Source organism: Paraburkholderia sp. GV068, assembly GCF_003058125.1.
Classification (GTDB): domain Bacteria; phylum Pseudomonadota; class Gammaproteobacteria; order Burkholderiales; family Burkholderiaceae; genus Paraburkholderia; species Paraburkholderia graminis.
The window spans coordinates 186,072-209,269 of the sequence record NZ_QBUB01000007.1; the positions used below are offsets into that span (position 1 = coordinate 186,072).

The 23,198-nt window shown below is 66.1% G+C and carries 16 protein-coding genes and 1 pseudogene; 8 read left to right on the top strand and 9 right to left on the bottom strand.

From position 1 onward, the window contains the following. Positions 1 to 338: 338 nt before the first annotated feature. The gene (locus C8K18_RS16650) at positions 339 to 1,565 is read right to left on the bottom strand and encodes a pyridoxal phosphate-dependent aminotransferase (protein WP_107708374.1); all 1,227 of its coding nucleotides are present in this window, start codon (positions 1,563 to 1,565) and stop codon (positions 339 to 341) included. A gap of 332 nt (positions 1,566 to 1,897) precedes the next feature. After that, complete coding sequence (locus tag C8K18_RS16655; RefSeq protein ID WP_107708375.1) at positions 1,898 to 2,800, bottom strand: LysR family transcriptional regulator; 903 nt, start codon at positions 2,798 to 2,800, stop codon at positions 1,898 to 1,900. A gap of 408 nt (positions 2,801 to 3,208) precedes the next feature. On the opposite strand from C8K18_RS16655, the pseudogene C8K18_RS16660 reads away from it, so the two are divergent. Further along, a pseudogene (locus C8K18_RS16660) lies at positions 3,209 to 3,604 on the top strand (transposase); the annotation flags it as partial. A gap of 383 nt (positions 3,605 to 3,987) precedes the next feature. Next, a complete protein-coding gene (locus C8K18_RS16665; protein WP_006052970.1) occupies positions 3,988 to 4,242 on the top strand; it encodes a hypothetical protein in 255 nt (84 codons plus the stop codon). Between the two features lie 301 nt (positions 4,243 to 4,543). Here the strand turns inward: C8K18_RS16665 and C8K18_RS16670 are convergent, their stop codons facing one another. Beyond that, the gene (locus C8K18_RS16670; protein WP_053857918.1) at positions 4,544 to 4,867 is read right to left on the bottom strand and encodes a hypothetical protein; all 324 of its coding nucleotides are present in this window, start codon (positions 4,865 to 4,867) and stop codon (positions 4,544 to 4,546) included. A 267-nt stretch (positions 4,868 to 5,134) separates the two neighbouring features. Here C8K18_RS16670 and C8K18_RS16675 point away from each other — a divergent pair, with 267 nt between their 5' ends. From C8K18_RS16675 to C8K18_RS16685, 3 genes are all read left to right on the top strand, one after another. Continuing rightward, complete coding sequence (locus C8K18_RS16675; RefSeq protein WP_181324916.1) at positions 5,135 to 5,854, top strand: YdcF family protein; 720 nt, start codon at positions 5,135 to 5,137, stop codon at positions 5,852 to 5,854. A gap of 257 nt (positions 5,855 to 6,111) precedes the next feature. Continuing rightward, positions 6,112 to 6,357, top strand: a complete 246-nt coding sequence (locus tag C8K18_RS16680) for a hypothetical protein (protein ID WP_006052973.1) — start codon at positions 6,112 to 6,114, stop codon at positions 6,355 to 6,357. Between the two features lie 232 nt (positions 6,358 to 6,589). Then, positions 6,590 to 6,847 (top strand): hypothetical protein, encoded by a 258-nt coding sequence (locus C8K18_RS16685; RefSeq protein WP_006052974.1) that lies wholly within the window; start codon positions 6,590 to 6,592, stop codon positions 6,845 to 6,847. A gap of 115 nt (positions 6,848 to 6,962) precedes the next feature. On the opposite strand, the gene C8K18_RS16690 is transcribed toward C8K18_RS16685, so the two are convergent. Next, positions 6,963 to 7,253, bottom strand: coding sequence for a putative quinol monooxygenase (locus tag C8K18_RS16690; RefSeq protein WP_006052975.1), 291 nt, complete (start codon positions 7,251 to 7,253; stop codon positions 6,963 to 6,965). 604 nt (positions 7,254 to 7,857) lie between these two features. Here C8K18_RS16690 and C8K18_RS16700 point away from each other — a divergent pair. Next, entirely contained in the window at positions 7,858 to 9,168 is a 1,311-nt protein-coding gene (locus C8K18_RS16700) for an EAL domain-containing protein (RefSeq protein WP_107708514.1), read from the top strand. On the opposite strand, the gene arfB is transcribed toward C8K18_RS16700, so the two are convergent. Next, on the bottom strand, positions 9,165 to 9,569 hold the full coding sequence (arfB, locus tag C8K18_RS16705; RefSeq protein ID WP_029969227.1) for an alternative ribosome rescue aminoacyl-tRNA hydrolase ArfB: 405 nt from the start codon (positions 9,567 to 9,569) through the stop codon (positions 9,165 to 9,167). The genes C8K18_RS16700 and arfB overlap by 4 nt on opposite strands. A gap of 139 nt (positions 9,570 to 9,708) precedes the next feature. On the opposite strand from arfB, the gene C8K18_RS16710 reads away from it, so the two are divergent. Then, positions 9,709 to 10,350 (top strand): VC0807 family protein, encoded by a 642-nt coding sequence (locus tag C8K18_RS16710; protein WP_107708378.1) that lies wholly within the window; start codon positions 9,709 to 9,711, stop codon positions 10,348 to 10,350. Between the two features lie 94 nt (positions 10,351 to 10,444). Here C8K18_RS16710 and C8K18_RS16715 read toward each other — a convergent pair whose 3' ends face one another. The 3 genes from C8K18_RS16715 to recC are packed head-to-tail and all read right to left on the bottom strand — an operon-like array spanning position 10,445 to position 19,907. After that, positions 10,445 to 12,799, bottom strand: coding sequence for an AAA family ATPase (locus C8K18_RS16715; RefSeq protein ID WP_107708379.1), 2,355 nt, complete (start codon positions 12,797 to 12,799; stop codon positions 10,445 to 10,447). Continuing rightward, positions 12,796 to 16,497, bottom strand: coding sequence for an exodeoxyribonuclease V subunit beta (gene recB, locus C8K18_RS16720; protein ID WP_107708380.1), 3,702 nt, complete (start codon positions 16,495 to 16,497; stop codon positions 12,796 to 12,798). Before recB ends, C8K18_RS16715 begins: the two co-directional genes overlap by 4 nt. Continuing rightward, on the bottom strand, positions 16,494 to 19,907 hold the full coding sequence (gene recC / locus C8K18_RS16725) for an exodeoxyribonuclease V subunit gamma (protein ID WP_107708516.1): 3,414 nt from the start codon (positions 19,905 to 19,907) through the stop codon (positions 16,494 to 16,496). The genes recB and recC overlap by 4 nt, the downstream gene beginning before the upstream one ends. Before the next feature lie 244 nt (positions 19,908 to 20,151). Between recC and C8K18_RS16730 the strand changes: the two genes are divergently transcribed. Then, a complete protein-coding gene (locus C8K18_RS16730; RefSeq protein WP_107708381.1) occupies positions 20,152 to 22,737 on the top strand; it encodes an FUSC family membrane protein in 2,586 nt (861 codons plus the stop codon). A 93-nt stretch (positions 22,738 to 22,830) separates the two neighbouring features. Here the strand turns inward: C8K18_RS16730 and C8K18_RS16735 are convergent, their stop codons facing one another. Next, positions 22,831 to 23,064, bottom strand: a complete 234-nt coding sequence (locus tag C8K18_RS16735; protein ID WP_029969219.1) for a hypothetical protein — start codon at positions 23,062 to 23,064, stop codon at positions 22,831 to 22,833. Positions 23,065 to 23,198: the final 134 nt, after the last annotated feature.

Below are 23,198 nucleotides of genomic sequence, written 5' to 3' on the forward strand. Positions count from 1 at the left end.
AGCTAGGTCAGACCCTGTGGTCAAAGAACCGGATCAAACAGACGATGTGGAACTGAAGACGCGCTCGCCCGATTCTGATCGGTCATATTGATGGGAGCACGCACCGGGGGGAGGCGAAACAGACTATCGAGCCAAACCCAGCCGGACGGAGCAGCGATATTCCGGACAGGAATCGCGTGACTGAGCGCCATATTACGCAAAAACATCCGGTGCGTAAAGCCAACCGCCGCCAGGCGCCGGAGAACATGCCCGGCGCATTGGTGCATATGCGCGAATGCGGGTGCATCCGTGAGGGCGCTCGTCGCACGCGAGGTCCCTCGCGTCTTTCCCCGCATCAGCTACAGCGCGGCATGCCGCGCGAGAAAGCGCTTCAGGCGCTCGACGCCCGCATCCAGCCGCGCGACGTCGCACGCGTAGCACCAGCGCAGGAAGCCCTCGCCCTCGGGACCGAACGCGCTGCCGGGCGCGATTCCCAGGCCGACTTCGCGCACCAGCGCCTTGCATAGCTCGAGGCTGCGCGAGGCGCCCGTCATCGAGAAAAAGAGATACATCGCGCCGTGGGGCGCCTTCACGTCGACGCCGGGCACGGCAGACAACGCCCGCACCAGATGGTCGCGCGATGCCTTCAGGTCGCGCACCAGGTCCTGCGTGAAGCGCTCGCCCTGCTGCACGGCGGCGATCCCGGCCTGCTGGACGAACGACGGCGCGCACGAGGTGTTGTACTCGACGAGTTTGCCGAGATCGTCCATCAGACGCGTCGGCGCGACGATCCAGCCGAGACGCCAGCCTGTCATCAGCCACGCCTTCGAGAACGAGTTCACGCAGATCACCCGCTCGTCGCGCGAGGCCAGATCGAGAAACGACGGCGCCGTGCGGGCGGGAGCGGCGCCTTCGCTTTCGATGGAAGCGTCCGGGTAATAAAGGCGCTCGTAGACTTCGTCCGCGACGATCCAGATGCCGTGCCGCCGGCAATGCGCAAGCACCGCGCGCTGCTGCTCGCGGCTCATCACCCAGCCGGTCGGATTGTTCGGCGAATTGATGAGCAGCATTTTCGTGTCGGGCGTGAGCGCCGCGAGCAGGCGCGCCAGGTCAAGCTGCCAACCCCCTTCGCCGTAATCGAGCGAGACGGTTTCCACATGAGCGCCGAGAATTTTCGGAATCTCGACGAGATTTGGCCACAGCGGCGTGACGGCAACCACGCGGTCGCCCGCTCCCACGACCAGTTGCGCCGCCAGCATGAGCGCGTTGACGCCCGCGCTCGTCACCGCGACGTGGTCCGGCAAGGTGGCGCCATGCAGTTCGCCGACGTAATCGGCGAGCGCCGCGCGCAACGGCGCGATGCCCAGGTTATGCGTGTAGAAGGTCGCGCCCGCCTGCAGCGCGGCGCTGGCGGCATCGCGGATAAAGGCCGGCGTCACGCGGTCGGACTCGCCGAACCAGAACGGCAGCACGTCGGCGACGCCGAAGCCGGCGTTCGCCACTTCGCGAATCTGCGACGGACGCAGCGCGCGCACCGCCTCGCGCGCGTTGGGCATGGATGACACGGAGAGGTCCGGTTCGCTCATCGAGAGTTCCAGGTTAGAAGAAATGCAGAGGTCGGGCTGGCGCGCCACGAGGCGATATATGTTGTCGGGAAGCGCAGCCGGGAGTGTAGCCCAGCGTTCGGTTGCGTTCGGTTGCGAAACGTCGTGCCGCGCGGGGGTTATGAGAGGCGAGGTGTTGGGGCAAGGCATTGAGAACCTACTGCGGCCTTGGTATTGCGGGAACACCCGAAAGACCCGCCACGACGAATGCAACCCGCCGTGCGCCGGGCCACACCCTTCTGCCTCGGGCGACCGCACCGACCGCACCGACCGCACCCGCAATCGGGAGCTCAAAAGCATCCAGGCCCCCCTCCTCAAACCAGATCTTCCGCCCGCGCCGGCAGTTCGCGGATCAACTCCCACACCGCCTCGGCCGCCGGCGATAGCGAGCGGTCGCGCCGCCGCACCAGTTCGACCGTGCGCTCGGCCCGCGGCACGAGAGGACGCGCGGCAAGCGCAGCGCCCGCCGGCAACGGCAACGCGAGCCACGGCAGCACGCTCACGCCGATGCCCGCCTCGACAAGACCGAACACCGTCGCCGAATGCCCGAGCTCCTGCACCACCGTGGCGTTCACGCCGTGCTCGTGCATCACCGCGTCAATGAGGGGACGGCTCCCCGATGCGTAGTCGAGCATCACCAGCCGCTCGCCTTCGAGATCCGCCCACGCGACCTCCTTCTGGCGGGCAAGCGGATGATCGTCGCGCGAGACGAGGCAGAAGGAGTCGGTCATCAGCGATTCGCTCAGCAGATCGTCGGCGGCGAACGGCCCAATGATCACGCCGAAATCCACCTCGCCCGACTTCACCTTGCGCACCACGTCGCTCTGCACGTCGTCGCGCAAGCCGAGCGCAATGTGAGGAAAGCGCTCGCCGCACGACGCGAGCACGCCCGGCATCAACCGGCAGGCGATGGTCGGACTCGCGGCCACCACCACCCGTCCGCGCCGCTGCTCGCCGATTTCGCGGATCTCGCGCAGCGCGTCGTCCAGATCGCCGAGGAGCCGCGACACGCTCGAGACGAGATTCCCGCCGACGTCGGTGAGTTGCACCTCGCGCGTCGTGCGGTCGATCAGTTTGAGGCCGATTTCGCCCTCCAGCTCGCGCACGCAACGGCTCACCGCCGATTGCGTCAGCCCGACCTCCTCGCCCGCTCGGCTGAAGCTCTGCAGGCGCGCGACCTCGATGAAAACCCTTAGCTGGCGCAGCGTGACGTTCATTTCTTCGGCTCATCAATGGCATGTTTTGATGCGCATTGTACGCGCCGGCGCGCGGTGGCACGGGCTTTCGACGCACTCGTTGCAATGCAGCATTGAGGCGCAAACGCACGCCCTGCGGGCCTCGTTGCACAAGATTGGTGATTGTCCCGATTTGCGAGATGGGTTTTTTGGATTCTCATACGGCCCTAGCTAGCGCCCGCGCTGGCCCGCTGTTACGGGGCTTCGAGGCGGTTGGAGTCAACTTGGCATACATCCTGCATTGACATGCTCACAGGATCGGCGCCACGACTTCTGACCGCATGGCAGACCGTGGCAAACCCGACCCCCTTGGCACTCGCCTATCGAGTGCATGGAGAGTGCGCGGCGCGGGGCAGCGCACCGGAGTTAGCTTCGCTGAGGTGAAACATGATGCTGTTCGACGATTTGAGAGACAACGAGTGGGCGCTGGTCGAGGCGTTGTTCTGTGCGGAGCCTGCACGGAGCGAGCGTCGCGGTCGGCCGCGTGTCGAAGCGCGCGCGGTCGTCAACGCGGTGCTGTGGGTGCTGTCGACAGGCGAAGGCTGGTCCAAACTGCCGGGCCGCTATCCGTCGCCGCCGACTTGCCGCCGCCGTTTCGACGAGTGGCAAGCCGACGGCACGCTCGCCGAAATTGTGAAGCGACTCGGCACGAGCGGCCGCGAGATTTCGCTGCGCGGACGCATCGGCGCAACCGCAGCCAAGCCGCCCGCACCGCCGAGCCGCGACCGTCTGCGTGGCGCATTCTGGACCAATCCGGAATCGTGGCGCGCGCCGGTGAAGATGGCTTAAGCAACCTCGTTTTTCTCCGGGCGCCTGCGGGCGCCCGAAGCTTATCTGGACCCGCCCGGCGCACGCCCGGCGGCTTGTTCCCGACGGCCTCGTTTCCACGGAACTGGGCGGCCGCCACGGTTCACGTGGGCCGCTCGGCCCGCGTCTCCAGACGGTCGCCGGGGAGGCGGCAGTGCATCGGCAAGCCACCGCGCCGCTGGGCGCGCTCCTCCTCGCGTGTGCCGCCGCATTACGTGTCTCGAATCGAACACTCCCCGCAACCACTGAGTTGCGGGTGAAACATCCATTTACTATTACTTACAGCGTGCTTTCGTCCATCCGCATACCTTATACGTATGCAAACAGGCCTGGTAACCAGGGGGCTTGGACGGGAGCTCAGCATGAAACCAATGTCACTGCTTCTGTGCGGCATTGTGCTTTCATCAATGGCCGCATCGGCGCTTGCCCAACAGCGCCCGCAAGGCTGGAACTGGCGGCCCGACCGCACGGCTTCCGTCGAGGCCTGGCAGCGCAGCGCCGAGCGTGGCCGCAACTTCACGCCACCGGCGCCGCGGGGCGACTTGCGCGGCGATATCGCGAGCAATGTGCGCACGCGGCCCGAAGCGCCGCACGGCGACGCGCCGCGGCGCCGTTAACATGCGCGGCTTCGGTAGCTGCGCAGTGCGAACCGCAGCTCGCGCGAAGATCGGCGCGAGTCGCCGAAAGACAAGCGAATCTCGGGGAACCACGGCTATCCGTATCGGTCTGACTTAACGCCATTAGCACAGCGTGGCAGTAGTAATTCCGGTACGCCCGTATCCTTGCGATACGGGCTTTTTTTCGCCGGCGAGAAAGGGAAGAAACGAGAAGGACAACGACGGGCCGAACGCGCACACGCGTCGCGTGATTCGCGCTTGCGCGTCGCTCGACCAGCGGGATTGGCTAAATGCGGCGCAGCTAGGTGCGCGCTTCGAGCGGTGCGACGGCGTGCGTCTCGGCGGCAGCCAGGACGTAGTCGTTCATGCGCTGCACGGTCCAGGTCAGGCGGGTTTCGTCGTGTGAGAGCCGCGCAAATTCGGCGCGGCCGCGATCCGTGAGGACGGCGATGTCGACAGGAGCATGAAAGCCAGGCGCCGGCGCGACGGTACGTTGCCGAACAGTGTCCATCAGGCCGAGCGCGCGAAGATATTGGAAAACGCCCGGGCGCCTGGCCCACGGCACTTGACGATATTGCGCTCGCCGCAGCGCTTCGAGTACTGCTTCGTTGGAATACGTGGTCATCTCACTTCTTTCTTAAAGTGCAGCCATGACACATTTATGCCAACACGTCGCCGCGCCACCAGCGACGCGCCTGGCACCCGCCCATGGCTGGAAGCTGGCCGTAAGCACTACGGCCGAATTCCGCCAGGTGCTGCCTGGTCTAATGTTTCAGGACCCCCGTCAGAACGGCATGTTAGCGTTCTACCTACGAACCGACGATGCAACCGCTGCGGCGCGATAGCAGGCCCGAAGATTTAATCCCGAAAGACATACGTTACCCCATCTAAATTGATTCTATTCACTTTATTGGCGCTTTTTTTTGCAGCAATTGTTATATGGAAGCGCGCTCGACGGCCTCTCCTCTTTTGCACAATCGCCATTTTCTGGCTGCTTTCTGCCGGCTGGCTGACGGCTCCGCTCTTGAGCCTTGCGCAGCCGCAAGCGCAAACCAGCACGCCCGCCAGATTCGCGCCGCGCACCGCCATCGTCCTGCTCGGCGGCGGTACGGTGTACAACCGCGACAAGGTGCTCGTGCCGCCGCGCGAAGTGCTCGCGCGCATCGCGGTCAGCGCGAAAAACTACGCCGCATGCAAACGCAGCGCGACGGTCTGCAGCGTGATTGTCAGCGGCGGCAATCCGCAGCGGCATCCTGCAACCGAGGCCGACACCTATCTGCCCTACCTGCTGCGCGAACAGGTGCCGCGCTCGGACATCGTGCTTGAAAACCAGAGCCTCACGACATACGAGAACGCGCGCAACGTGTCGGCCATTGTGGGCCAGTCACGTTACGATTCCTTGATACTGGTCACGTCCGCGTATCACATGCCGCGCGCGATGCTCGACTTCAGACATTTCGGCCTCGAGCCGCAGCCGTTGATCTCGAGCGCGCGCCGCGCGCGCCTGGGCGTGCTGCCGCGCTACTCGAATCTGGCGAACGCTGAGATCGCGTTGCATGAACTGATCGGCATCGCGCAATATCACCTGTATAGCGCGATTGGCCTGTTCTGACATGGGTCTGACATGTGTCCGACATACGCGGCAGCGGCTTTGCTTAGCGATGCCAATCAATCTGACAGAGCGGCCTCGCTCGCGCGACAAGGACGCCGCATCTAAGCAACGCGCATCAAGAAGCCAGTAACAAGATGTAACCAATGGCGCGCGCGGTTACAAACCGTCCGCTGGAGCGGAGATTGCTGGCTAGAATGCACTGTCTCTCCGATGGATAGACAAGTACTCGGGTCCACAACCACTCTGCGGAGGTAGCAATGAAGAAAGTGTCCCTCGCGATTCTGATTTCTCTCGGTGCCCTATCCGGCGCGGCCTATGCGCAACAAGGCGGCGTCACGATGAGTACCGATCCGGCGCGGGCCGCCGACGTCGAGCAGCGCGCGCAAGATTTGCAAAACCGCCAGCAAACGATGGAAACCGCGCCCGCCGCGCCGATGAAGCATCACAAGGGCTCGCAGCATCATCACAAGAAGGGCGCGAAGGCCGACGCCTCGGGCTCCTGAGCGCAGTGCGCGGCCTTTGGTGAGAGCGGGCAACGCGGGCCATTTTGCCGACCCGCAGCAACGCCCCGCGGCCTCGCCGGCGCAGTGGAAAAGCCGAAGCCGGCAGCGCCGGTTCCGGCTTTTTTATTGTCCAATGGCCCGGCCGGCGCACGATGCCCGGTATGCTAAAGTCGCGCACCGACCGGCGCCTGCCGGAACCCTAACCCGTGCGCACCCTGGTGCGGAGGACAGCATGAGCAACATCCAGCTAGATATCGAATGGACTGAAGCAGCATCCCGCAAAATCGAAAAACTGATGCCGCGCGGCGGTCAGGAAGCGTTCCTTGCGCTGCCGCCCGTCGAATGCCTGCCGATGGAAGGCGACGTGCTGTTTCTCGGCCCGGACGGCAAGCAGCAACCGTTCATCGTCGCCGAGCGTCAGTATCATCACGATGGCGAGGCCGACTGGACGATCATTCTGATCCTCGACGTGCCGCAAGCCACGCATTGATGTGCGCGTCTAGCGGTGCGCGGCGCGCGCCGCGCTAGCCCACACCGCTGATCGCACGAAAACCGCACGATCAGCGCGTCGAACCGCCAGGCGCTCCGCGGAGCGCCCGGAAGACTTACAGAATTTTCGACACCACGCGAATCTCCGCGTGTTCGACCCAATCGGCCACCGCCTGCTTGTAGGCCGTGATGTGCGCCGACTTTGCGTGTGCGGCGAGCGCTTCCTGACTTGTCCAGCGCTCGAAAAAGACGAACCGGCGCGGCTCCTGCATGTCGCGGTGCAAATCGTACTGAAGCGCGCCCTGCTCTTTGCGTGTCGGCCCGACGATTCCTTCGAGCGCTTCGCGCAAGCGCTCTTCGTAACCGGGTTTCGCTACCGAAATGGCGACCACCGCGATCTCCGACATCTTGACTCTCCGTTTTTGCGAAAGCAGCAGCATACCCGCCACCCGCCGATGTTGCAGGCGGCCGCGCACCGCCGCCGCGCCGTTCGGCGTAGAAGCCGTCGAGCGCGCGAAGCTAACGTCTGAGCACCGTCGCCGCCTGGAGTTTGGCGGGCATTCACGGGCCGCCCTGATACCCTCGGCTCATGCAAGCTTGCAGATACCTCACGACGGCCCGCGGCCCGCCACAGCCGGCGCGCGGGGCGAAGCGATGCAAGCGCGCATCGCAGCGAACGCCGGCGAATCCACCGTGACACCGCGCGCGCCGCGCCGTTTGCCCGCGGCAACGCAAATGTCATGCGTTGCACGCGCGGTTCGCGCCTCTGTGACAGCCCGCACATTCATGCGAAATGCAAGCTGCTAGACTCAATTTGACCACTCCGCCGGAGTCCCGCATGGCTGGCACCGCTCTCCGCGTTCCAGGGTTCGATCCGGTCCGCCGTGCGGGTGCTCCGGTTGAGTATTCCGTTGCGCATCCGCCGCGCGCCGAACTCGCGCGCGTGCCCCGCCACCCGATTGCCGCGATGCCACCATGTCCGCTCTCATGCCCGCCGTTATGCCCGCCGTTATGCCGTCCGTCAGCGAACTGAGTCTGAGCGGCCTGCTTCCGCATCTGGTCCGCGACGAGTCCGGCTGGACGGCGACGTGGCGCGCGCTCACGCTGCACAGCGTGTTTCAGCCGGTGCTGTCGGTCACGCATCAATGCGTGGTCGGCTACGAGGCGCTGCTGCGTGCATTCGATCCGGTCGGTTTGCCGGTGTCGCCGGAAGTGCTGTTCTCGGGCACGCGCTCGGCGGCCGACGCGCGCGAGCTCGACCGCATCGCGCGTTGCCTGCACGTCGCGAATTTCATGGAGCAACGCGTCGCGAGCGGCTGGCTCTTTCTGAACACGCGGCCGCAGGTGTTCGAAACCGGCTGGCCGCAGCGGACGTTCATCGACGAACTGTCCGCGCATTTCGGCTTGCCGCAGGAGCGCATCGTGATCGAGGTGCTCGAGCAGCCCGCCGATGACGAATCCGCCGTCGCCAGCATGCTCGCCGCTTCGCAGCCGCGCGACTTCCTGATTGCAATCGACGACTTCGGCACCGGTTTCTCCAATTTCGATCGCGTCTGGCGCTTCCGGCCGGACATCGTCAAGCTCGACCGGTCGCTCGTCGCGCGCGCGGGCAAGCGCGAGGGCGACGACTCGATGATCGGTCACCTGATCGCGATGCTGCATCAGTCCGGCACGCTGGTGCTTGCCGAGGGCGTCGAAACGGACGAGGAGCTGATGATCCTGATGCAGGCCGACGTCGACTTCGTGCAAGGCTTCTGGCTTGGCCAGCCGAACGGTTCGATCGAGGCCGCCGTCGCGAGCGTGCCGGCACAGATCGAGTCGATGTGGGGCAAGTTCGCGGACTACGAGCGCGCGCACGCGCGCCACAAGCAGCTCGGCTTCGAAGGTTTCGCGGAAGCCGTCACAGCCGCCGCCGACGCATACCGGAACACCGGCGATCTGGATCAGGCGGCGCAGAAAGTGTGGCATCTGAGCGAGGCGCGCCGCGTGTTCATCACCGACGAGCACGGTCAGCAGACCCAGGCATCCGTCACGGCCGCGTCGGTGCCGCTGCCCGAACTGCGGCTCGCGCCGCTCACGAGCAGCGCGCGCAGCAACTGGTCGCGGCGCGCCTATCTGAAACACGCGCTCGCCGCCCGCGGACGCGTCGCGATGATGGGTCCGCACTACTCGCTCGCCGACGGCGACGACTGCTACACCGCCGCGCTCGCGTTCGAGCGTGACGGCAAGACGCACGTGCTGTGCGTCGACTTCGTGCCTGCTGGGTCTGCCGGGCCTGCCGGCTCCGTTGCAGGACCGCGCGCCGGCGGACGGGCTCGCTAATCGTCGATCCGGCCACGGCCGGCCTTGATCTCGCCGCGCCGCGTTTTGCTCTCGAGACGCCGCGTATTCGATGCGCGCGTCGGCCGCGTTGCGACGCGCGGCTTGCGCGTCACGCTGACGCTTTCCACCAGTTCGTCGAGCCGCGCGAGCGCCGCCGCGCGGTTCAGATCCTGCGTCCGATGCTCCTGAGCCTTGATGACCACGACGCCGTCACGCGTGATGCGGCGATCGGGCAACGCAAGCAGGCGCATCTTCAGCACCTCGGGCAGCGACGAAGCGCGCACGTCGAAACGCAACTGAATGGCGCTCGATACCTTGTTGACGTTCTGACCGCCGGCGCCCTGCGCACGAACCGCGGTCAACTCGACTTCGTTCAACGGAATGGGATAGCGGGATGTCATGGCGCTCAAAGTGTACACAGCCGCGCGATGCGGCGCGCGTCGGGGGCGGGTGAAAACCGGCGTGCGAGTTGATCCGGCGCCGCGCAATCGTCGATACTGGGCGCTGTCTCTTTCCCTTTCTCCTTCGACGGATCTTTGCATGAAGCTTCGTCCCGGTTTTGTGGCCGAACTGGCCGTCAATTTCGTGTTGCCCTGGCTCGCCTATCGGCTGGCCCTGCCGCATCTTGGCGAAACGCGCGCGCTGCTCGCCTCCGCCGCGCCGCCCGTGATATGGAGTCTCGTCGAACTGGCGCGGTTTCGCCGCGTCGACGCACTCAGCGTGACGGTCGTTGCCGGCATCGTGCTCTCGGTCGGCGCGATGGCGCTCGGCGGCAGCCCTCGCATGTTGCTGTTGCGCGAGTCGCTCGTGTCCGGCGCTGTCGGCGTGGCCTTCCTGCTGTCGCTCGGCATGCGCCGGCCGCTGATTTTCTACCTTGCGCGCGCGACCGTCGCCCGCGAGATGGAAGGCGGTGCGCAACGCTTCGAAGCGCTATGGCGCGAGCGTCCCGCGGTGGTCAGCAGTATGCGGCTGATGACCGTTGTATGGGGCGTCGGGCTCACCGCCGAAATGGTGCTGCGAGCATGGCTGGCAATGGCCTGGCCGATCGAGCGGTTTCTCGCGATGTCGCCGTTCATCGGCTACGGCATCTACGGAGCGTTGGCTCTGTGGACGCTGCACTATCGCCGGACGATGCGCAGGCGCGCGGAGGAACCGGTCGAAGCGGCGCCGAGCGCGAGTTGAGACGACGTGGCGGCTGTGGGTGTGATTGCTGTGTGCGGCGCGAAGCACCGAGCACAGCGCATCCCTCGCTTTTCACACCGATGCACCGCTACTGCTAACGCCCCCGCGAAGCCTCCGCAATTCTCGCGGCAAGCCCCGAGTCGCGCTGCGTCGGCGTGGCGATCGCTTGCGCCAGCACCGCGCGCGCCCCGATCACCTCGACCCGTTCACGAGCGCGCGTGATCGCCGTATAAACCAGTTCGCGCGACAACACCCTGCTGAATGCGGACGGCAGCATCAGAACCGCATGCTCGAACTCCGAGCCTTGCGACTTGTGCACCGTCAGCGCGAACGCGGTGTCGTGCGGCGGCAGCGCGGCGGGCGACACGGCTCGCAGACCGCCGTCGCCGGTGCGAAAATAGACCCGCAGCGCACCGCCCGCGCCCGGCAGCGCAATGCCGATGTCGCCATTGAAAAGCCCCAGCGCGTAGTCGTTGCGCGTGACCATCACCGGCCGCCCGGCAAACCACTGCGCACCGACTGCGAGCGTGACGCCGGCCACGCGCCGCACCTGCGCCGCCATCAGCGCGTTCACCTGATCGACGCCGCGCGCGCCGGAGCGCGTCGCGCACAAAACACGGAAGCGATTGAGCGCGTCGAATAGCGGCAACGGGTTCGGCGTCGCCTCGGCGAGCGCTGCGGCCAGCGCTCGCGCATAAGGCGCGAAGCCGGCGGCGAGGCGCTCGACGGTGCGCTCGGTCAGCGTCGCCTGCGCGTCTTCGTGAAGCACGGCCGCAGCTTGCGTCGCGTCGGCGAGCAGCACGTCGAGCGCGGCGCTCGCCGCGCCATTGCGAATCGCCAGCGACAGGCGGCCGATCGGCGATTCGAGCCCGAACCGATAATTGCGCTCGAGCCACACGACGCAATCCGCGAGTGGGCTTGGCGGCTGCTGAGCGGCCGGCGCGGGGCGCAAGTTGTTGCTGGAGACGTCGGCGTCAAAGAGATCCGCATTGACTGGCTCGCGGGCGGAACGGGCCGCAACGGGCTCGTGGAAAACGTCGTCTTCGGGGCCGCGGAAAAGATCGGGGACGTCATCGCCATCGCTGTCGGGCAAGTGCGAGCCTTTCGTGAAACGCCCGGCGTCCGCGTCGATGTCCTGCGCGACTCGCGGCAGCGACCGAACCAGCCGCGCCTCGTCAATGCCCAAAGCGCCGGCAATCCGCTTCAACCCTTGCGCGGTAAAAGTCGGCTGGGCGCTCAATTCCGCGAACACGGCGCCGGCCTCGACCGCCGCGAGCTGATCCTTGTCGCCGAGCATCACGAGCCGCGTATGCGGTGCAATGGCGTCGAGCAGATGCGCGGCCATCGCGACGTCGATCATCGACGCCTCGTCGATCACGACGACGTCATACGGCAATGGATTATCCCGATGATGCCGGAAGCGCCCGCCCGGCCCCGAGCCGAGCAGACGATGCAACGTATACGACGTCTGCGGCAAACGCGCGGCCAGCTCGGGCGGCAGATCTCCGGCGCGCGCGAGCAGGGCTTCCTGCATGCGCTGCGCCGCCTTGCCGGTAGGCGCCGCCAGCGCGATCCGCAAATCGGCGCGCGTATCGAGCAGACACGCGAGCACGCCGACCACGGTCGTCGTCTTGCCCGTGCCCGGGCCGCCGCTGACAATCGTGAGCCGTCCCGACAGCGCCATCACGGCAGCCACGCGCTGCCAATCGACCTGGTCGTCCTTCGGCGGGCCGAAGTAGCGTAGGAGACGTTCGTTGAGCGTTTGGGTGTCGTCGGCGTTGGTGGAGGCGTTGGAGGAGGCGTCGGTGATCGCGCCAGTGGCTGCGCCAGTGGCTGCGTCGGTGGCTGCGTCGGTGGCTGCGTCGGTGGCTGCGTTGGAGGTGGCGTCGGCATCGCCGCCCGCCACCTTTCTTGCACCGACCGCCTCGTCGCTGCGCGCACCGCCCGCTGGGCCGGAACGCCCGACGAGCCACGGCGCCGCGGCATCGGAAAAACGGTGAGCCGCGCCCGCATGCGCGACCAGCGCCCGTGCGAGACGCCGTTCGTAATCGTAGTAGCGCGCGAGGTACAGCCGCCCTTGTCCGTCGATAACAAGCGGCCGCAGCGCCGCAGCGCCGCTCGCGCCATCGCTCGCCATGCCGCTCGCGAACAGCGCTGCGCGTACCTCGGCAGCGGACGCCTCGAAGCGCTGCGCGAGCGACGCAAGCGGCACGCACACGTGCCCTTCCGCGGTCGCGCGACTCGCGGCGAAAGCAGCGCGCGCCGCCCACTTGACCGCGTCGCCGGATGCGCCGCCGCGTCGCGCCAATGCGCCAATGCGGCGCGCGAAACCTTCCGCGAGCGCAATGCTGAAATCAGCCGGCGCAGGCAGATTGACGCCGATGTCTTCGAGTTGCAACGACGGCACCGACGCCAACGGCACCGATGCGTCCCGATCGAACGTGCTCATACGCCGCCGCCGATCATCGCCGCGTCGAGCAACGCGACCAGTTCGAACGACGGCCGTCTGGCATGCACGCCGGCCGGCCCTTCCGCGTCGCGCCAATGCGGACGCACGCCGCGCACGAACAGATACAGATAGCCGCCGATATGCGCGTCGTACGAATAATCGCGCAACCGCGTCTTCAGATAGCGATGCAGCGCGACCGTATAAAGCAGCGCCTGGAGGTGGTAAGCATGGCTCGCCATCGCGGCTTCGAGCGGCACGGCCGAGTAGTCTTCGGCGGTCTCGCCCAGATGGTTCGACTTCCAGTCGACGATCCAGAAACGCCCGTCGTGTTCGACGATCATGTCGATGAATCCTTTGACGAAACCGCGCAGCGCGCCCGGCTCCAGCGCTACATCTGGATAGCCGTGCTCGATCAGCAACGCGCGCAGCGCGGCGAAATCGAGCGAAGGCGCGGCGAACAGAAATTCGAGCTCGTTCAGACGCCGCCGTGGATCGAGTTGCGCGAGCGTCATGCCGGGCACGAGTTCCGTGCTCACCACGTCCTCCAGCAGCTTATGCATCATCGCCGGCAAACGCGGCGCGAGGTCCGGCGACGCCGGCGCGGGACGCTCGCGCAACGCACCGCGAATCGCGTCGGGCCACGTGCACGGATGGCTGAAATCCGCCAGTTCGAACATCCGGTGCAGGCACTCGCCGGCCGCGGCACCGCGCGGAAACGCGAGAATATCGTCGGCGGCAAGCGAGGATACTTGCAGCGCAGGCGCGGCTGCCAACAACGTCGGCGCCGCGGCCAGCACATCGGCTATCTCGTCGTGATCGGGACGCACTTCCTCCAGCGGCGCTTGCGCCTCTTCGGCCTTGTCGCCCGCGGCGATCAGACCGCTAAAGCTCGCCATGCGCCACTGATCGCGTAAAGACCGGCGATGGCTCCGAGCGCGTTTCCGCGCGCCGCTTTCCTGCATGCTCTCGAGCGGCCTGCGGCGCTCCACCTTCGGCAGCGGCTGCAATGCGATCGGACCGCCCGCCAGCGCTTGCCAGCGCGCGGACAACGCCGCTTCGTCCGGCGGATCGGCGAGCCAGTCGTCGAATTCGTAGCCGCTGCCGGCCACCAGCCAGTTCAACACGCTGCGCCGCGACTCTTTCGTGGAACGCGACGACAGGTAGGTGCCCGCCACGAGATAACAGCGATACACCGCACGCGTCAGCGCGACGTAGACGAGCCGCGCCCGCTCGGCCGCCTGCTCGCGCGCCGCGTGACGGGCCGCGCGTTCCGCCTCTTCGTCGTCGCAGCCGTAATGCAGTACCGCGTCGCCGCCCGGATCGTGATATTCGCGTGCATCCGGCAAACCCGACGACGGCGGTTCGCGCAATCCGCCGTCATTCAGAAATGGGCAGAACACGACTGCATATTCGAGTCCTTTCGACTTGTGCACGGTGACGATCTGCACGAGATTGCGGTCGGACTCGAGCCGCAACTGCGCTTCCTCGCCGCCGCCCTGCGTCCGCTGCGCGGCAAGCCAGCGCAAGGTCGGCGCGATGCCCGGCTGCGTGGCCGCGCGCGCCTGCACGAGTTCGGCAAGATGGTTGACGTTGGTGAGACGTCGCTCGCCGTCCGGCGCGGCGACGAGCCGTTGTGCGATCCGCAGTTCGCGCATCAGCGTGCGCCACATGACGGCAAAGCCGCGCTCGTGCCAGAGCATGCGATAGCGCGAAAACCGCTCGACCCAGCCCATCGCGTCGGCGGCGTGCGCGGGATCGTCGGCGACAGCGGGCGCGTCGGCGACCTGCTCCAAACGCCACAGCGCCGCAGCATCGAGCCCGAGCCAGTCGGTCGCGAGCGCGGCGCGCAGACGGCGCAAGTCGCCGGGCGTATCGACGGCGGCCAGCACGCGCTCGATCTGCTCGGCGTCGAGCGTCGCGAACACCGACGCCTGCGCCAGTTCCACACTGCCGACGCCCCACGCCGCCAGCACGCGTTTGATGAGGCTGCCCTGCTTGTGCGTCTGCACGAGCACCGCGATATTGCCCGGCGCAAGCGGCGCGTCGCCGATCGTCACGGTGCCCTCGCGCGCGCCGCGCAACAGCCGGACGATTTCGGCCGCGCACGCTTCGCTCGCTTCGCGCTGAGCCTCGCGCTTGGTCAACGCCTGCTCGCCCGGTGGCAAGGTCCAGATGCAAAAGTCGCCGCCGCTCGCATCGAGATCGGAGAACGGCGGCCTGCGCCGTTCGCCCGCGCGCACCGGCTGATAGTCGAGCCCTTCGAGCACGAAGGCCTGCGGGTTCGCCTCGAACACGCGATTGCAAGCGTCGACGATGGGCGCCGTGGACCGCTGATTGACGGCCAGCGTATAACGCGCCGAAGCCGACGCGCGCGCCGCCAGATACGTATGCAGATCGGCCGCGCGAAAACTGTAGATGGCCTGCTTCGGATCGCCGACCAGAAAGAGCGGCCCGGCCGGCGCGAAAATGCGGCTGAAGATCGCGAACTGCAGCGGATCGGTGTCCTGAAACTCATCGATCAAAGCGGCGGGATAACGGGCGCGCAACGCATCGGCTAGCCACGGATGCGCGGCCAGCGCACGGTACAAATTCGACAACAGATCGTCGAACGAAACGACGCGGCGCGTGCGCTTGCGCGCGACCAGTTCGGCGGGCGCATGATCGAGCCAGGTTTGCACGATCGCGAGCCAGCGCGCGCGTTGCGCCGCTTCCGCCGCGACGACGGCCGCGGCGAGCGCTTCCGCGTGTTCAAAAAACGCGTGTTGCGGCGGATCCAACTTGACCTTCGTGGCCTTCTTCAACGCCGAGGCCGTCAGTTTCAGCGCGGCCCGCGGCGGCGGCGCATGGCAATCGCCTTGCGCGAAGTACTCGGTCCATGCGGCAATCGCGGCGCTCACGTGATCGGGCTTGTGTGTGGTCTTGCTCAAGCGGTCCTGTGCCTCGGCGAGCAGGCTGACGATCGCATCGCGCTCGGCATGCCACAACTCGCAGGCGGCGTCGAAACCGGCTTGCGGATCGGCGCTCGCGTCGGCGCTCATGCTTCCCCAGCGCAATTGCGCCAACGGCTTCTTCAGGCGCCGCGCGAGTTGTTCGTCGAGCGATGCGGGCCCGGCGCGTCTCGCCACCAGCCATGCGGCGAATGAGGGATGCGCATGCGCGACGGGCTCGACCTGCTCGCGCCAGAAATCGGCGGCCATTTCGAAGCGGAGTGCGGCGTCGTCGGCTTCCATCTCGAAGGCGAACGGCATGGCGGCAGCAAACGGCGCCTCCTGAAGCGCGCGCTGGCAGAACGCGTGAATCGTGTGGATGGCCGCCTGATCGAATGTGCGCAGCGCGCGGCGCACGACCTTCAGCGCGGTCTCGCGGTCGATGCCGCGCTCCGGCGCAAGCGTCGTTTCGAAGAGCCGGCGGATAAACGGATCGCCGCCGTCGTCGTCAAGTTCGATCGCGCGATGCAGTTCCGCGAGCCGGCCGCGAATGCGCTCGTGCAGTTCGGCGGTCGCGGCCTTCGTGAAGGTTACGACGAGAATCTGATCGGCGTTCAGGTTCTTCTCGAGCAGCAAGCGCACATACAGCGCGCAGATGTTCCACGTCTTGCCGGTGCCCGCCGAGGCTTCGATCTGATTGACGCCGTCGAGCGAACACGCGAAGACGTCAAGCTCCTCAGCCGCCAGCGTATGACGATGCAGCGCGCTCATGACGTGCTCCGCAGATGCTGCATCAACGGCTTGAACACGATCGACGCGAGGCTGCCGAACGGTTCGTCGAGCGTGAGCGGCGTGCCTCGCAGCGCGATGCGCAAGGCCGGGTCGTCGGACTCGCCGCGCACGCGGTCGTTGATCCACACGCCCTGCGCTGCGGAATCGCTTTCGCTGACTTTGGCCCACGCGCTCTTCGGGAAAAAGCGCAGCGGCAATCTGCGCCCTGCCCTGAACAGCGCGGCGAGCGGCGCGAGTTGATCGAGCGGCGCGGCGACCGGCGCAAGCTCGAAGCTCTCGCCGCTGCCGTGCCAGACGGTGCGGCGCGGACCGTCCGGCCGGGCCGCGCAATAAGCCAGATGCGCGAGCCATGCCGACAGATAGTCGCGCGCGGTGGGTTTGGCGTAGCGAAAAATCACTTGTCCCGTATCGGTCAGCAGGTTCAACGTGCCGTGCAATTGCAACGGCGCTTCGGCGGCTTCGCGAAGCGCTTCGTCATGCGAGCCGAACAGGTCGCCGGCGATGTCCGCAGCGTCCGGCCAGCGCGGCGCGATGTCGAGCACGAACGGCAAGCGCTCGATGCCCGACGCCACTTCGCGGCGCACGCTGTCGGCCAACTGGCGCAGCGCGCCCAGTTCGCGCGCGCGCCACACCGCGCCGGTCGCGCCTCCTGGCAATTCGGGACTCGCCTCGGCGACACGCCGCACGCGGTCGAACATGAGATCGCCGTCTTCGTCGTCCGTGTCGAGCAGTACCGGCAACAGACGCCCGGCCAACGCGTCGCGACCGGCGTAGTCGAGTTCGAACGGCTCGGTGTCGAGCAGTTCGGCCTGCGCGTCGGACAACACGATGCCGAGGCGATCGCGCAGCACTGCTCGCGCCGGATGACGCCAGAAACGCACGAAATCGTCGAACGCGACAGGCGCGGCGTCTTCGGGCGGCAAGGGCTGGTCGAAGAACGGCGCGGCGGTTTTCTGCTGCGGCGCGGCCAGCAAGGTCGCGAGTTCCGCGCGATCGGCGTCGTAGGTGAAAAGCTCGGGCTGCGCGGCGAAGTACTCCGACGCGAACGCCTGCAACGGATGATCGACAATGAACGCGCGGCGCGCCTCGTCAACCTCCGCGGGACTCGCGCCCTCGCCCGCCGACACTTGCGCGAGATAGTCGAGCAGTTCGTCGACGAGCGCGGCCGGCGGCAACGGTGCGTTGTCGCGAATGCTACGTCCCGTGTACGCGATAAAGAGACGGCTGCGCGCGGCGAGCAGCAGATCGAGAAACAGATTGCGCTCGTCGTCGCGGCGCTGGCGGTCGCCGGCTTTGCCGAACGCGGCCATCAGATCGAACTCGTCGGCACGCGCGAGACTCGGCAGCACGCCGTCGTCCATGCCGAGCAGACACACCACGCGGTAGGGCAAGCCACGCAAGCTCGTCAGCGATGAAAACGTCACGCTGCCCCAAGGCACGCCGCCACGCGCCGGGTCGTCGAGCGCTTCGGTGAGCGCGCCGCGCACGACCGCGGCGGGCAGCGTGACCTCCTGCGCGCCGGCCTGCATCGCGTCGCTCATCTTGTCGATCGCGTCTCGCACGGCGGAGAGCGACTCGGCGAACTGGACGCCGCCGTCAAAACATTGAGCAAGCGTTTCGAGCAGCAACTGCGTCCATTCGGCGGGCGTCTGTTCGCTCGCGCAGCGGCTCGCGAAGCTGTCCACGTCGTCGACGAAACGCGACAGACGGCCGAGCAGTTCGGCGTCCGAGCCGCCCGCGCCCTCGACGGGCAGCCACGCATCCACCGGCTCGCCGCCGTCGGGCATCGCATAGCCGAGGTACAGGCGCGTCAACGCATCGGCAAACGTGTGACGCGCGACCGGCACGTGTTCGCCGCTCGGCTCGGCAGGCGACAGCCCGCGCCGCGCGCCGGCCGCCGCGAGCCATTCCTGCGCGGCTTCGAGCGAACCCGCGTCGATGCCGTAACGCACCGCAACCGCGTCGACGCGCAACCATTCGATCAGGTCCGGCGCGCCGACGCTGCGCTCGGGCAACGCGAGCCAGTCGAGCAAGAGACGCGCGACGGGATTGGCCTGCGAAGGCGGCAAGCCGGTGATCCGATACGGAATGCGGCGCGTGTCGCCAGCCGGCGTGGTGCCGAACACGGCGTCGATCAGCGGACCGGCGGCGGCCAGATCGGACACGGCGACGAGCACGTCAGACGGTTCCAGGTTGTCGAACTCGTCGAACCAGCCAAGCAGACGATCGTGCAGCACTTCGAGCTGCCGCGAGAGGCTATGGCACACATGAACTTCGATGCCGTGCTCGTACGGCAACTCGTCCGCCTGCGTCTCGGAACGCAGATCGAGAATGCTGTTTTGCACGGCGGCGAGCCAGCTCGGTTCGGGATTCTCCGTGAACTCGCCCGTCTCGCCCGAAGCCGCGCTTTCGGTGAGTTCGTGCAGCATGTGCAACTGCGCCTGCGTCTGACGACCCCATTCGGCCAGCAGCGGATGACCCACTTCCTGATAGTCCAACTGCCCTGCCGCGTCGAGCGCCTGAACGCGGCCTTCGCTCACCACGTCGAACCAGAATTCGCGGCACGGGTTCATCACGTACAGACGCACGTCGACCCAACGCGATAGCGCGCGCAGCAACGCGACGTGCAATGGCGGCATGGTGGGCAGCGCGAACACGCTCACCGCTTCGGGCCACCTGGCGTTGGCAATCGCGTCGAGATCCAGCGTGCCGATTTCGTCGAGGAAACGATAGGCGGGCGGCAGCGCGGCTGCGGGCGCTTGTGCCCCCCCGGCACCCCCGGCACCCCCCGCGTCCCCGGCTTCCCCGGCGAGTTCGGTCAGCACCGCGCGCCACAGCGCCGCCTGCCATCGCTCATCTTCGCGCGCTGCCTCGCTTGCGCCGACGAGGCGCGGGCCCGTGTCGTCCGCTGCACCGCTCGCGAAAATCGAACCGCCCTTCTGCCATTGCAACAGCCACTCCGGCCGATAGGTCAGATAGTGATCGAGCACGGTCGCCACACGGCGCGCGAGTTCATAGCGCATGGACGGATCGGCCGCATCGAGATACGCGCGAAGACGCGGCGACGCATTCCACGGCAAGGCTTCGTTCGAATCGCCGAGCAAACGATAACAACGCCACACGAGCCGGTCCGGCGCGAACGGCGAATGCCGCGGCACCTCGATCACGCCGCCGATTTGCGCCCACAGCCATTGCGCGAGATAGCCGAAGCTGACGTTCGCGCACACGCCCTGGCGCGCCGCGATGTCCAGTTCGAGCCGCCGCCGCACAGCAGCGCTCGGCACGATCACGGGCTGCGCGGTCCAGGGATCGGACGGCGCTTGCGCGAGATCGTCGAGCAGCGCGCCGACGAGCGTTTCATAACGGTTCGAATAGAAGAGCTGGAGCATGGGTCCTGACAACGCGATGGGGCTTTGCCGCATTCGCGACGAACGCGCGAAGCTCGGCAGACATTGAAGCGACAGCATAACAAAGCCGCTCGCGGCGCAGAACCCGCCCGAATCGGGGAGGTCAGATCAGACGCAAAATCAGTTAGACTCGTCGGCAGTTTTGGGCTGTCCAAGTTGCGCCCGAAGTTGTATCCGAAGTTGTGTCCTCAACCGCTTTTTGTCAGTGAATGAAACCAGGCTGTCGATGCGCTATTCGGTCGAAATAAAAAAATTCCTTTACAGCCAGTATTTTTATGGCGGACTGCGCATCGCGGTCGGCGTGTCGTTACCAGCGGTGCTGTGCCTGATCGTGTTTCACAATCGCGAGCTGGGCTTCACGATTGCGACGGGCGCGCTCGGCGCATGTGTCGTCGACATGCCGGGTCCGCTCAAGTACAAGCACAACGAAATGCTGGCGTGCTCGGTGATCGGTTTTCTGTCCGCGCTCGCCACCGGCCTTGCCACGGTCAATCCGGTGGCGCTGTGGTGCACCGTCGTGCCGCTCACGTTCGTGCTGTCGTTGATCGTCGTGTATGGCAACCGCTGGCCGCAGATCAGCTTCGCCACGCTCTTCATGATGATCATGACGCTCGAGGAGCACTTTACGCCGATGCAGGCGCTCGTGAATGCGTCGTGGATACTCGTGGGCGGGCTCTGGTTCACGTACTGGTCGACTGCCGTGAGCCGCTGGATGATGCATCGGATCGAGCAGCAGGCGCTCGCCGAAAGCGTGTTCGCCTGCGCCGATTATCTGCTCGCGCGCGCCGCGTTTTACGACCTCGATAACGATCTGGACGAGTGTTATCGCAACCTGGTCGCCAAGCAGATCGCCGCGGTCGAGCGGCAGGACGCGGCGCGTGACATCGTGCTGCGCAATCTGCCGAAGTTAAAGAGCGGCAAGCTCGAGCCGCGTCGCGCGATGCTGTTCAATCTGTTTATCAACACGGTCGATTTGCATGAGTTGTTCGTCGGCACGCATACCGATTACCCGCTCGTGCGCAATACCTTCGGCGGCACCGACCTGCTGGTGTTCTATCGCGATCTGATCCGCAAAGCCGCTGAGGATCTCGAGGAAATCGGGCTCGCCGTCCTGCAGAATCATGCGCCGCGCGCACGCGTGAATGTGAAGGCGGAACTGCGCGCCATCGAGTTCGAAATCGAACTGATGCGCAAGCAGGAGTTGCCGGCGAAGAATCCCGAGGCGTATTCGGCGGTGTCGTCCACATTCCGCCGCGTGTGGAGCGCCACGCGACTGATCGACAAGATGCGCAAGAGTCTTTCGAGCGATCCGGCCACGACCGAAACGGAACTGCGCCTCGATCAGGCGCTGAACCGCTTCGTGTCGAGCCGCCGTGTGCCGTTCGGCCAGATCTTCTCGAACCTGACGATGTCCTCGCCGAGCTTTCGTCACGCGTTGCGCGTGACGATCGCGGTGGCGGTCGGCTTCTGGCTCGGCCGCCTGCTGCCGCTCACGAACGCTTACTGGATCGTGATGACTACGGTCATCATCCTGAAGCCCGGTTATTCGCTGACCAAGCAGCGCAACGGGCAGCGGATCGTCGGCACGTTGATCGGCTGCACGGCGAGCATCGCGCTGATGATCTTCGTGAAGGAGCCGCACATTCTGCTGGTGGTGATGTTCGCGTCGATGGTGATGAGCTACAGCCTGCTGCTGTTCAATTACGCGGCGAGCGTGGTGTTCACGTCATCGTATGTGCTGCTGATGTTTCATCTGCTTGCGCCCGGCAGCCTGCACATCATCGGCGAACGCGCGATCGACACCGTGGTCGGCTGCGCGATCGCGATTGCCGCGAGCCATCTGTTCCCGTACTGGGAATATCGTCTGATGGGCAAGCTGGTCAACAACGTGATCAGCGCGACGCGGCAGTTTCTTGAAGCAAGCTGGTGGTGGAGCGGCAAGCCGGCCGCGCCGCTCGCCGCCACCGTGACCGAAGCGGGCGCGCGGGCGCCGGTCGCGGCGATGGCGGACCCGGCGATCGATGTCGGCAGGCCGGCGTTGGCGGCTGCAAGCGGGCCGCTGACGAGTGATGGTTTGGTGGCTGGCAATCGGGGGCTATCGCAAGCGGATGTGTCGGCGAACGTGCGAACAGGCGCCGAAGCGAACATCGCAGGGAGCGCGGCGTTAGGAGCCGCGGCAGGCGCAACAGCAAGCCCATCGGCAACTGCACCGGCAACAACATCAAGCGCGCCCGCAAGCACACCAGCTTCCGCAACCACCAACACGACGGCGAAGCCCGTCGCCGGCGCCTCGCCCGCTGCCGCGGCCGCCGCCACTGCACTCGATCGCGATTACCGCTACCGCCTCGCGCGCAAGAACGTGCACGTCGCGTTTGCAAACCTCGGCCAGGCCTTTCAGCGGATGATGCTCGAACCGAAATCGGCGCAGAAGTTCGTCCCCGAACTCAATGGTTTGCTGGTGAGCAGCCATGTGCTTGCATCGCAAATCACCGCAGCCGCGCCGCTCTTGCGCACCTCCGCGCAACACGCCGAGGGCGTGTCGCTGCAGCCGCTGCAACGCGCGTTGAGTCTCGTGCGCGACAATCTCACCGAAGCAGAAGCAGGCACTGCGCCGCCTGCGGACCAGGGCGAGCAGATCAAACAGATCACGCGCGAACTGGACACGATGGTGGTCGAAGCGGAGAAATCGCAGGACTATTCGGCCGATGCGGTGCACGACATCAAACTGCTTGCGCATCAATGCAAGCAGATGCTGACGGCGGCGGCGTTGATTCGCAAGGACGCGAGCGTGATCCGCCTGCCCGATGAATGACGCGACCGGGCTTGAACTAGCGTAGTGAAGTGCGACGCCTAAGCGCGTCCGACTCAAACTCACACGCGGTCATACACCATGACCGCGACAAGCTCACTGCGCCGTGCCGCTCGCAGGCTTCGCAGCAGTAGCCGCAGCGCTCGTCGCCGTGGCCGTCGCCGCCGCTGCGCCCGATGAAACGGAAGCCGCCGGCGCGTTGTCGTTGTCGAACTCGCGCTTCTCCTTGATCGCGTTATAGAACAGCGTGGCGATGACGAACAGTACCGCGACCACAATGAATACAGCGATGCCGAAGGTCGGGTTTTTCTTGCGCGGCGGTTTGTTCATGAGGCGACTCGGACCGCGAGGCAATCGCGGAAGATAGCGGAGAAGGCGGCATTCTACGCCGAGGCGCCTTGCACTCGCCTTGCAGTCGGCAAGCGGTGGACAGCAAGGCTTGCGATGCTATCGAACCGAAATGA